Annotated in this window: 11 protein-coding genes; 8 read left to right on the top strand and 3 right to left on the bottom strand. The window is 65.1% G+C overall.

The genetic code is table 11. From position 1 onward, the window contains the following. Positions 1 to 83: 83 nt before the first annotated feature. Together V3W39_RS32795 and gspH are read right to left on the bottom strand one after the other, a co-directional pair. On the bottom strand, positions 84 to 686 hold the full coding sequence (locus V3W39_RS32795; RefSeq protein ID WP_330214110.1) for a type II secretion system protein GspJ: 603 nt from the start codon (positions 684 to 686) through the stop codon (positions 84 to 86). Continuing rightward, a complete protein-coding gene (gene gspH, locus V3W39_RS32790; protein WP_177048939.1) occupies positions 679 to 1,131 on the bottom strand; it encodes a type II secretion system minor pseudopilin GspH in 453 nt (150 codons plus the stop codon). Before gspH ends, V3W39_RS32795 begins: the two co-directional genes overlap by 8 nt. Positions 1,132 to 1,216: 85 nt before the next feature. On the opposite strand from gspH, the gene V3W39_RS32785 reads away from it, so the two are divergent. Further along, positions 1,217 to 1,648: a type II secretion system protein N gene (locus V3W39_RS32785; protein ID WP_177048938.1), complete on the top strand. Its 432-nt coding sequence runs from the start codon at positions 1,217 to 1,219 to the stop codon at positions 1,646 to 1,648. Here the strand turns inward: V3W39_RS32785 and gspI are convergent. After that, positions 1,635 to 2,033: a type II secretion system minor pseudopilin GspI gene (gene gspI / locus V3W39_RS32780; RefSeq protein ID WP_177048937.1), complete on the bottom strand. Its 399-nt coding sequence runs from the start codon at positions 2,031 to 2,033 to the stop codon at positions 1,635 to 1,637. The genes V3W39_RS32785 and gspI overlap by 14 nt on opposite strands. 148 nt (positions 2,034 to 2,181) lie before the next feature. On the opposite strand from gspI, the gene gspG reads away from it, so the two are divergent. The 7 genes from gspG (at position 2,182) to gspF (ending at position 10,971) form a co-directional block, all read left to right on the top strand. Further along, on the top strand, positions 2,182 to 2,619 hold the full coding sequence (gspG, locus tag V3W39_RS32775) for a type II secretion system major pseudopilin GspG (RefSeq protein WP_177048936.1): 438 nt from the start codon (positions 2,182 to 2,184) through the stop codon (positions 2,617 to 2,619). 8 nt (positions 2,620 to 2,627) lie between these two features. Next, on the top strand, positions 2,628 to 3,575 hold the full coding sequence (gspK, locus tag V3W39_RS32770; protein ID WP_177134777.1) for a type II secretion system minor pseudopilin GspK: 948 nt from the start codon (positions 2,628 to 2,630) through the stop codon (positions 3,573 to 3,575). Beyond that, entirely contained in the window at positions 3,572 to 4,684 is a 1,113-nt protein-coding gene (gspL, locus tag V3W39_RS32765; protein WP_330214109.1) for a type II secretion system protein GspL, read from the top strand. Before gspK ends, gspL begins: the two co-directional genes overlap by 4 nt. After that, a complete protein-coding gene (gspM, locus tag V3W39_RS32760) occupies positions 4,677 to 5,201 on the top strand; it encodes a type II secretion system protein GspM (RefSeq protein ID WP_177048933.1) in 525 nt (174 codons plus the stop codon). The genes gspL and gspM overlap by 8 nt, the downstream gene beginning before the upstream one ends. Next, a complete protein-coding gene (gene gspD, locus V3W39_RS32755; RefSeq protein ID WP_330214108.1) occupies positions 5,198 to 7,504 on the top strand; it encodes a type II secretion system secretin GspD in 2,307 nt (768 codons plus the stop codon). The genes gspM and gspD overlap by 4 nt, the downstream gene beginning before the upstream one ends. An 840-nt stretch (positions 7,505 to 8,344) precedes the next feature. Then, entirely contained in the window at positions 8,345 to 9,763 is a 1,419-nt protein-coding gene (gene gspE / locus V3W39_RS32750; RefSeq protein ID WP_330214107.1) for a type II secretion system ATPase GspE, read from the top strand. After that, a complete protein-coding gene (gene gspF / locus V3W39_RS32745; protein WP_330214106.1) occupies positions 9,763 to 10,971 on the top strand; it encodes a type II secretion system inner membrane protein GspF in 1,209 nt (402 codons plus the stop codon). Before gspE ends, gspF begins: the two co-directional genes overlap by 1 nt. Positions 10,972 to 11,169 lie beyond the last annotated feature (198 nt).

Raw genomic sequence — 11,169 nt, 5'->3', positions numbered from 1 at the left:
CTTCAAAAGTGAGCCGCTGTAAGAGCGGAACCAATAGTAGCCATCACCCAAATAACGGATATGTACACCGCCCAAAAACCAGCCTACCGCAAGGGCCCCAAAACCTGCCGATACCGCTCCACCCCCTGGCCCGTCTCCCGCACCAGAACCACCTCAAGCCCCTGCGGATCCTCCCGCCGATTCCCGCTCAACTGCCGCCACCCCTTATCCCAAACCCTGACCTGCAAATCCCTGACCTGCCCAAGCACCGCCACCGCATCCCGGGGCGCAGGCAGCGGATACCGATCCCGCGCCGGAGCCGCCGCCCGATACAGCGTGTCACCCTTGAGCCACCACCGCACCCGCTGCAACCCATCACCAGGAATCGGCGCACTACGGATCACCTCCAGCCGAAACCCCTTGCTGTCCGAACTCCTCACCGACACCGCCGCCAACCCCAACCCCCCAGGCTTCGGCGCCTCATCACTCACAGGCGGCCCCAACTCAACCCCCGCGCGCAAACTCACATCCAGCTGCAGCTGATTCAGCGCCCGCAACAACACCTCGGTCTGCTCACTGCTGGCCTGCAAATGCTGATCCGCCCGGGTCACACTGTCCAACCCGCGCCAGGCAATCACACTGACCACCGCCATCAACATGATCGCTACCATCACCTCGATCAGCGTAAAACCCTTCTGGTCACTCATGGCTCACCACCCGCAACAACCCCGCCGCATCCCGTTGCACGCTCAAGCTGTGCTGCCCATCCGACAGCACCACCCGCACCGGTGGGTTCACCCATTCAGCATCCAGCACCAGGACTTTCCCGGGCTCGACGCGCACCTGCATCGGCGTGTTGTCCCAGGCCCGTGGACGCAGTTGCTGATCCCCGCTGAAGTTCTCCAACCCCAACCCATCATCCGTAACGCGGCTGAAGCGAAACCCCTTGGCATCCGCCCGCCAGGTGATCGCTCGGCCATCGGCGCGGGCCTCGGCCTGGGCCACCTGCAACAGCTGGCTCAAGCGCTCGGCATCCTTGCGCAGCAGGTGCAGCGGATCAGGCTTGATGCTCAGGCTGATGGCCGCACTGGCGATGCCGATGATCACCAGCACCACCATCAACTCGATCAACGTGAAGCCCTGCTGTTTCATTTTTTGCTCCCTGACGGACCACTGAAATAAAAAGGTGTGAATTGCCCTGTAGCCTGAGGCAACGGACAAACAGGAGGTCCCGCCCATGGCATTCATCCATCGTTTTTCACCCGCCCACGGCGTCCAGGCTGTGGCGTTGCTGGCGGCGCTGGCCGGGGTGGCGACCTGGACGCCGCTGCTGCTCACCTCGGCCGAATCCCACACCCCGCAGGCCGCGCCCCAGGCCTTGGCCGCCCACAGCGACAACCCGGCGCTGCAGTGGTTTTCCAATACCCCGGCGGTGATGCAGATCAAGGTTTCCGGTGTGCTCGCCGGGGCCCGTGGCGCGGTGGCGATCCTCAGCCTCAACGACGGCCCGCCCCGCAGCTTTTTGTTGGGTGAACGCCTAAGCCCCGGGGTGCGCCTGACGGCCATTGAAGGCGATAGCGTGGAGATTGAACGCGGTACGGAAAAAATCCGCGTGCCTCTCGACAAGTTGCCCGACGCTCCGGCCTTGCCAAGCCTCACTCGGCAGTAACCGCGCGCGGTAGCGGCGGGCGCCCCAGTACGGTCTCCAGGCGTGCCAGGGGCGGCGCTTCACGGGTCGCGTCCAGCACCATCACGCTGACCTGGAACAGGCGCCCATCCGGCCCGTTGCTGATGGTCTGTTCGCAACGCAGTTTCAGCCGACCCTGGTCGCAGTCGAACGTCTTGCGCCCCGGGCTCACCCGACCTTCCAGGCGCAGTTCCGCCAGGCGACTCTGGGCCGCCAGCAACGCCATCGACTTGTCCCGCAGCAGGCCATTGCTGGTGGTCATCAGGCCGGCCACGCGCACGGCGGCAGCCATGGCCACGGCGATGATCGCCAGGGCCACCAACACTTCAATCAGGGTGAAACCGTGCTCGTTGCGGGGGCCGCCCATGGCGTACTCAAAACCGGGAAACAAGCCCGCAGACTAGCCTCGGGAGTTGACCGATTGGCGACCAAAGCTCCCGAGGATTTTCAACACGACTGACATGTGTTCTTGCAACACTGCGCCACGAAATGCACTCAAGCCAAGGAATGTCGAGATGGATATCGCACACTTCACGTCCCCGCGCCGGCAGCGCGGTTTCACCCTGATCGAGATCATGGTGGTCGTGGTGATTCTGGGGATTCTGGCGGCGCTGGTAGTGCCAAAAGTACTCGACCGCCCGGACCAGGCACGGGCCACGGCGGCCAAGCAGGACATTGGCGGGCTGATGCAGGCCCTGAAACTCTACCGTCTCGATCACGGCACTTATCCCAGCATGAACCAGGGTCTGAAGGTGTTGGTGGAGCGTCCGGCAGATGCAAAAAACAGCAACTGGCGCGCCTACCTCGAACGCCTGCCCAATGACCCGTGGGGCAACCCGTATCACTACCTCAACCCGGGGGCCAACGGTGAGGTGGATGTGTTCTCTCTCGGCGCCGACGGGAAACCAGACGGCGACGGCGTGAACGCCGACATCGGCTCCTGGCAGTTGTAAGGCCGGCGATGAACAGCCATTCGCCCCCAGCGGCGAAGCAGCGCGGCATGGCGATTATCAGCGCCTTGCTGATCGCGGCCGTGGTCGCAGTGATTGCCGGCGCCATGCTCACCCGGCAAACCGTATTCACCCGCAGCCTGGAAGCCGAGCAACTGCGCATCCAGGGCCAGTGGCTGCTGAGTGGCGGCCTGGAGACCAGTCGCCAACGCCTATGGGACGCGCGCCGCCAGGACGTATTGACCCGGCTCGATCAACCGTGGGCACGGCCCATTGGCGGTGCGTTCGAGGGGCGGATTGAAGACGAGCAGGGCAAGTTCAACCTGCGCAACCTGGTGACCCAACAACAGCCAGACGCCGTGCAATTGCAGAGCTTCGAACGCCTGTGCCAATTGATCGGCATCGACCTTGCCGTGAGCCGCCGCATCAGCCGGCGAGTGATCGACTCCTATGACCAGCGCGTAGGCACGGCCTCATTCACGGGCGGCTTCAACAGCAGCCGCGACACCTCGCCCGGCGCGGCGGCACAAGTGACTCCGGCCAGGTACCCGATGTTGCGCAGCCTCGCCGACCTCAGCGCAATCGAAGGCCTCGACCCGCGCCAGCTGCGGCGCATGGCGAGCTACGTCAGCGTGCTGCCCGGCAATACCTGGGTCAACGGCAATACCGCCAGCGCCGAGGTGCTCAGTGCGGTGGTGCCGGGGCTCAGCCTGTCGCACGCCAAGGCGCTGGTGGCCGAGCGTGATGGCGGGCGCTGGTTTGTCAATCGTGGGGATTTCGTCAACCGCTTGCGCATGCCCCAGGTGGCGGTGGACACGGTGCAGGTAGGCATCACCAGCGAGTGGTTCCGCGTGCAGGGCCAGGCCCGCCGCGAGCAGCGTCGGGTCACCCTGGAGGCGTTGCTGTATCGCCCTGAAGACCGTCAGCCCCAGGTGATCTGGTCGCGGGTGGGCGTATGAAGCGTTTGCGCATTGCGTTGCCGCCGCTGGATGAACTCAACACCGAGAGCCCGGTGCAGTTCGCCTGGCTGGACCGCGCCGGGCAGGTCAGCCAGCAAGGGCAGGGTAGCCTCGCGCAATGGGCCAACACCCAGGTGGAGTTTTTCCTGCATCCCCGTGACAGCCTGTTGACCAGCCTTGAACTGCCGCAACTGCCTTCCGCCAGGGTCGACGACGCGGTGACCTGTGCGGCCCAGGCCCTGATCCTTGGCCCGGTGGAATTGATGCATGTGGCCCACGGCCCACGGGAAAGCACTGGCCTGGTGCAGGTCGGCTGGTTGCCCAAAAGCGGCCTTGAACAGCTGGCCCGGATAGCGGCCCAGTTGAAGATCAAAGTGCGCGGCCTGTACCCGGCGCCCTACGCGCTGCCCGTCGGCGGGCAACCGAGCGCCGCCTTCAGCGATGGTTATTTGCTGCTGCGTCATGGCGTGCAGCAGGGCGCAGTGCATCCTCTGGGACAGCAGGCGCTGGATGATCTGCTCGCCACGGGCGTCGAGGTGCAGAACGTGACCGGCGATGCCCGTTGGAGCGGTGCATTGCCGGGCTGGGGCTTGCATGGTCGGCTGCAACAAGCGGCCACCGGCGGCTGGGGCAGGGCACTGGCCTGTTCGGCGCTGGCGGTTGCCATCTGGACCCTGGGCCTGAACCTCTACGCCGCCCGCCAGGTCGACGAAGGCCAACGCCTCAAGGCGCAGATGAGCCAACAGGTGCGCCAGGCTTTCCCCGAACTGCCGGTGATTCTCAACCCGCTGCAACAAGCCCGCCAGCAATTGGCCGCCCGCCAGAGTGGCGCGGCGGCCGAGCCTGGCCAGCGTTTCACCGGCTTGCTGGCACTGGCCGGCAGCAGCCTGCTGTCCCTGGCGGGCAGCGTCGACAGCCTGACCTACGAGCAAGGCCGCCTGCAGCTGAGCCTGCTGCCCGACGCCCGTAGCCCGGCCCTGGCCGCTGACGGGCAGGCGCTGCTGGCCCAGGCCGGTTTCAGCGCCAACCGCGACGACCAGGGCTGGACCCTGGGCCCGCTCACCGGCCAGGTTGAAGCTGAGGCGGACGATGAGGCCGAAGATGAATAAGCGCTTGCAGCTCCTGCGCAGCCAGGCCCAGGTGTTCTGGAACGGCCTGGCCGTGCGCGAAAAACGTCTGCTGGTGGGCGCCGGCCTGGTGCTGGCCGGCCTGCTGATCTGGTTGCTGTTGATTCAGCCACCGCTGAAGAAGATCGATTACTGGCAGGCCGAAACCCCGAAACTGCGCAGCCAGGCCGAGGCGCTGCAGGTGCTGTTGCAGGGCGTCGCCACCGCCCCGCGCAGCGGTGATCTGGAAACCGCCTTGCACCAGTCCCTCGACCGCGCCGGGCTGCAGGGCCGCTATCAATTGCAGGCGCAGGAAACCGGTGGCTGGCGCCTGACCTTTGCGCACGCCCCGGCAGATGCCGTGGTCGACTGGCTGCTGGCCAACCCCCGGCCATTTTCCCTGGAAGTCTCTGAGGCCCGCTTGCAACGCGCAGGTGATGCCACCCCTTCAAACTCGGCCGGCACCTTGTCCGGGACCGTTCGCATGGATCAGGCGCCTGGCGCTAAGGAAGCTTCATGAAGTGGTCATTGCCCAATGCTGCGCCTTTTCGCAAGGTCGCCCCTTTGCTCTTGTTGGCGCTGGGCGCGTGCAGCACCCCCCAACCCTCCAAACCGCTGCTGGTGGACAGCGAACTCGGCCAGCCCCTGGCCGACACCCGGCGCAGCGGCGAAACCACCCTGGACCGCCAGCGTGAACCGCTGCCGCCGCCCCGTGTGCCGCACCCGGTGACCAACAGCGCCCGCAGCCACGCCAGCGCACCGGCCAAGGCGCGCAACCCGTTGGGTGATCAACCGGTGCAACTGAACTTCGTCGACGCCGATATCCAGGCGGTGGTGCGCGCCTTGTCCCGTGCCACCGGCCAGCAATTTCTGGTGGACCCACGGGTGAAGGGCAACCTGACCCTGGTCAGCGAAGGCCAGGTGCCGGCGCACCAGGCCTACGACATGCTGCTGGCGGCGCTGCGCATGCAAGGCTTCAGCGTGGTCGACGTGGGCGGCGTGGCCCAAGTGGTGCCGGAGGCGGATGCCAAGCTGCTGGGCGGGCCGATCTACAGTGGCGCCAACCCGGGCGGGCAGGGCATGCAGACCCGCACCTTTCGCCTGCAGTACGAAAACGCGGTGAACCTGATCCCGGTGCTGCGTCCCATCGTGTCGCCCAACAATCCGATCAACGCCTACCCGGGCAACAACAGCATCGTCATTACCGACTACGCGGAAAACCTGGCGCGGGTGGCACAGATCATCGACGGCATCGACACCCCGAGCGCCATCGACACCGACGTGGTGAAGGTGCAGAACGGCATCGCCGTGGACATCGCCGCCATGGTCTCGGAACTCCTGGAAACCCAGGGCGCCGACCAGACCCAGAAGATCAGCGTGATCGGTGACCCGCGCTCCAACTCCATCATCATTCGGGCCGGCAGCCCGGAGCGCACCGAGCTGGCGCGCAACCTGATCTACAAGCTGGACAATGCCCAGAGCAACCCGAGCAACATGCACGTGGTGTACCTGCGCAACGCCCAGGCGGCCAAGCTGGCGCAGTCGCTGCGGGGCTTGCTGACGGGGGAAAGCGACACCGGTGCCAGTGACAATGCGCGGGGCAAGTTGAGTGCCATGGGCGGCAACACCCAGAGCGGTCAGGGCAACACGCAGAACAGCAGCGGCACGCCCACCGGCAGCGGCACCGCCCAGCCCAGCGGTTACGGCCAGGACCCGACTACTGCTGGCGCATCGACCTCCAGCGACCAGAACACCGCATTCAGCGCCGGTGGCGTGACGATCCAGGCGGACGCCACCACCAACACCTTGCTGATCTCGGCGCCGGACCCGCTGTATCGCAACCTGCGGGAGGTGATCGACATGCTCGACCAGCGTCGCGCCCAGGTGGTGATCGAGAGCCTGATCGTCGAAGTGGGCGAAGACGATGCCAGCGAATTCGGGGTGCAGTGGCAGGCGGGGAACCTGGGCGGGAAGGGTGGCTTTGGCGGGGTCAACCTGGGGGGCAGCGGGTTGAATGCAGCGCCTGCCAGCAAGACCAGCATTGATGTGTTGCCCAAGGGTTTGAACATCGGGCTGGTGGACGGCACGGTGGATATTCCGGGGATTGGCAAGGTGCTGGACCTCAAGGTGCTGGCCCGGGCGCTGAAGAGCAAGGGCGGGACCAATGTGTTGTCGACGCCGAACCTGCTGACCCTGGATAACGAGGCCGCGAGTATTTTTGTGGGGCAGACGATTCCGTTTGTCACCGGCAGTTATGTGACCGGTGGCGGGGGCACGAGCAATAACCCGTTCCAGACGGTGCAGCGCGAGGAGGTGGGGTTGAAGCTGAACGTGCGGCCGCAGATTTCCGAGGGTGGGACGGTGAAGCTGGATATTTACCAGGAGGTCAGCAGTGTCGACACGCGGGCTTCGGTGGACGCGGGGACGGTGACGAACAAGCGGGCGATTGATACGAGTATTTTGCTGGATGACGGGCAGATCATGGTGCTTGGCGGGTTGTTGCAGGATGGCTATAGCCAGAGCAATGACGCGGTGCCTTGGTTGGCGGATATCCCGGGGTTGGGGGCGTTGTTCAGGAATGAAAAGCGCAGTGTGACGAAGACGAATCTGATGGTGTTTTTGCGGCCCTACATTATTCGTGACAGTGGGGCGGGGCGCAGTATTACGTTGAATCGCTATGAGTTTATGCGCAGGGCCCAGGGTGGGTTGCAGCCGGAGCATAGTTGGGCGATGCCGGATGTGCAGGCGCCGCAGTTGCCTTCGGTGGATAAGGCGATTCCTGATTTGGGGCCTCGGGCGGTGATTCGCGTGGTGCCGCGGTGATGCTTTTTGGGGGCCGGGATGGTGTACATATCCGTTTCTTCGGTAACGGCTACTTAGGGTTCCGCTCTTACAGCGGGTCACTTTTGGCAAACGCCCCAAAAGTAACCAAAAGGTCTTTGCCCCACCACTCGGTGCCTCGCCTAGGCTCGGCATGCCCGCAATCAGACCCGTCTCCGCGGGCCGCCGCGACGGGCCATCCATGGCCCGGCGCGGCTAAATCGGCATCCCTGCCGATTTACCCGCTCCACCGTGCCTGCTTGCGGCCATCGTGGTTGACGGGGCCCGCAGATCAAGATCAAAAGCAAGAGCACGGCGGCCTGAAAGCCGACCTGAGTGTTAAAAGCAAGATCCAGAGCGAAAGCAGAGCTGCTTTTCTGTGGGAGCTGGCTTGCCTGCGATGCGGGCAACTCGGTACATCAGATACACCGAGGCGATGCCATCGCAGGCAAGCCAGCTCCCACAGTAGAACGTGCTCGCTTTAGATTTTGATTTTGCCTTTGCTTCACCACACTCAAGCCGGCCTGTAGGCCGCTGTGCTCTGGCTTTTGATCTTGATCTTAGGCGCCCCGTTAAACCACGCTGGCCGAACGCAGGTAGTACGGAGCGGGTAAACCGGCAGGACGCCGGTTTAGCCGCGACGGGGCAGGGACGCCCCGTCGCGGCGGCCCGCTTCGTGCTACCGGAGCTGAGGGCACACCGAGCCCAAGCGAGGTGCCGAGTGGTGGGGCAAGAGCGTTTTGCTTACTTTTGCGCTTTTCAAAAGTGAGCCGCTGTAAGAGCGGAACCAATAGCGGCCATAACCGAAGGAATGGATATGTACACAACCCAAGGGACACACCCATGAGCCTCCTGCCTTACGCCTGGGCCAAATCCCAACGCATCCTCCTCCACCCGGGACCCCAGGGCCCCACGCTGACCATCTGCCCCTCAACCCCCGGCTGGTCCATCAGCGAAGTCCACCGCCAGTTCGGCCAAACCCAGCTCATCCAGGTGCGCGACGACGAACTCGACGGCCTCCTGGCCACCGCCTATGCCGACACCGGCAGCGCCGCCGCCGTCGTGGGCGCCGCCGAGAACGAGGTGGACCTCGACCGCCTCATGCAAGACATCCCCGAAATCACCGACCTGCTCGACACCCAGGACGGCGCCCCGGTGATCCGCATGATCAACGCCTTGCTCACCCAGGCCGCCCGCGACGAAGCCAGCGACATCCACATCGAACCCTACGAAACCCATTCCGTAGTGCGCTACCGCGTCGACGGCACCCTGCGTGACGTGGTGTCCCCGCGCAAAGCCCTCCACGGCGCTCTGGTCTCGCGCATCAAGATCATGGCCCAACTCGACATCGCCGAAAAACGCCTGCCCCAGGACGGCCGCATCGCCCTGCGCGTGGCCGGCCGCCCCATCGACATTCGCGTCTCCACCGTACCCACCGGCCACGGCGAACGCGTGGTGATGCGCCTGTTGGACAAACAAGCCGGGCGCCTGCAACTGGAAACCCTCGGCATGGACCCCGACGTGCTCGCCAGGCTCGACAGCCTGATCCGCCAACCCCACGGCATCGTGCTGGTCACCGGCCCTACCGGCAGCGGCAAGACCACCAGCCTCTACGCCGCCCTGGCCCGGCTGGACGCCAGCACCAGCAACATCCTCACCGTCGAAGACCCGGTGGAATACGACCTGCCGGGCATCAGCCAGATCCAGGTCAACGCCAAGATCGACATGACCTTCGCCCTGGCCCTGCGGGCGATCCTGCGCCAGGACCCGGACATCATCATGATCGGCGAAATCCGCGACCTGGAGACCGCCCAGATCGCGGTGCAAGCCTCGCTCACCGGTCACCTGGTGCTCGCCACCCTGCACACCAACGACGCCGTCTCAGCCGTCAACCGCCTGATCGACATGGGCGTCGAACCGTTCCTGCTGGCGTCCTCCCTGCTCGGGGTATTGGCCCAGCGCCTGGTGCGACGCCTGTGCCCGCACTGCAAGCAGGAAGACCCGGCAGCACCCGGCACCTGGCGGCCTGTCGGGTGTGCGCAGTGCAACCAGATCGGCTACAGCGGCCGTACCGGCATCCACGAATTGTTCTGCATCGACGATGCGCTGCGTGGCCTGATCCACCAGGGCGCAGGCGAGCAGGACTTGAGGGTCGCCGCACGCCGGGCCGGCATGTTCAGCATGCGCGAAGACGGCGAGCGCTGGGTGCGCAGCGGCGCCACCGCCCCCGAAGAAATCCTGCGCGTAACACGGGACGCCTGATGAACCGATACCGCTACGACGCTGCCGACGCCAGCGGCAAGCTGGAGTCTGGCCACCTTGAAGCCGACAGCCAGAGCGGCGCCTTTGCCCACCTGCGCAGCCGTGGCCTGACGGCCTTGCGGGTGCAGGTCGAGACCAATCACCCGCAAGCCGGTGGCAGCCGGTTCGGTGCCAAGCTCTCGGACAACGACCTGGCGTGGGCCACGCGGCAGCTGGCGAGCCTGCTCGGTGCGAGCCTGCCACTGGAAGCCGCGTTGAGCGCCACCGTGGAGCAAGCCGAGAAAAAACACATCGCCCAGACCTTGAGCGCGGTGCGCGCCGATGTGCGCAGCGGTATGCGCCTGGCCGATGCGCTGGCCGCGCGGCCACGGGATTTTCCGTCGATCTACCGGGCGCTGATCGCGGCAGGGGAGGAGTCCGGCGACCTGGCCCAAGTCATGGAGCGTTTGGCCGACTACATCGAGGAACGCAACAACCTGCGGGGCAAGATCCTCACGGCGTTTATCTATCCGGGGGTGGTGGGGCTGGTGTCCATCGGCATCGTGATTTTCCTGCTCAGCTACGTGGTGCCCCAGGTGGTCAGTGCGTTTTCCCAGGCGCGCCAGGACCTGCCGGGGCTGACGCTGGCGATGCTCAATGCCAGCGATTTTATCCGTGCCTGGGGCTGGCTGTGTTTTGCCGGGATCGTGGGCGGTTTCTGGAGTTGGCGCCTGTACCTGCGCAACCCCGTGGCGCGGTTGAACTGGCACAGCCGGGTGCTGCGCCTGCCGCTGATCGGGCGCTTTGTGCTGGGGCTCAATACCGCGCGGTTTGCCTCGACCCTGGCGATTCTCGGCGGCGCCGGCGTGCCGTTGTTGCGCGCCCTGGAAGCGGCGCGCCAGACATTGTCCAACGACCGCCTGAGCCAGTGCGTCACCGACGCCACCGCCAAGGTTCGCGAAGGGGTCAACCTGGCCCCGGCGCTGGCGGTGGAAAAAGTCTTCCCGCCGGTGCTGATCCACCTGATTGCCAGTGGCGAAAAGACCGGCTCCCTGCCGCCGATGCTGGAGCGTGCGGCGCAAACCCTGTCCCGGGATATCGAGCGCCGGGCGATGGGCATGACCGCCTTGCTGGAGCCGCTGATGATCGTGGTGATGGGCGCCGTGGTGCTGGTGATCGTGATGGCGGTGTTGCTGCCAATCATCGAAATCAACCAATTGGTGACCTAGTTGCTGACGAAACGCGGTCAAACAGGTGGGAGCTGGCTTGCCTGCGATAGCGGTGTTTCAGCCGCCCAGGATGCCAACTGACCAGCCGCCATCGCAGGCAAGCCAGCTCCCACATTTGAACCGCGTTTCTTCGATGCTGTTTTCTTGCGCCTGACACGCGGGTCTCAACCTCGGGTTCCTCGTTCTGTCATGTTCCAA

It is taken from the genome of Pseudomonas sp. Z18(2022) (assembly GCF_036346535.1).
In the GTDB taxonomy this organism is placed as follows: domain Bacteria; phylum Pseudomonadota; class Gammaproteobacteria; order Pseudomonadales; family Pseudomonadaceae; genus Aquipseudomonas; species Aquipseudomonas yamanorum_A.
The sequence above is the reverse complement of the archived record's forward strand: the minus strand, read 5'-3'. Positions and strand labels throughout refer to the sequence as shown.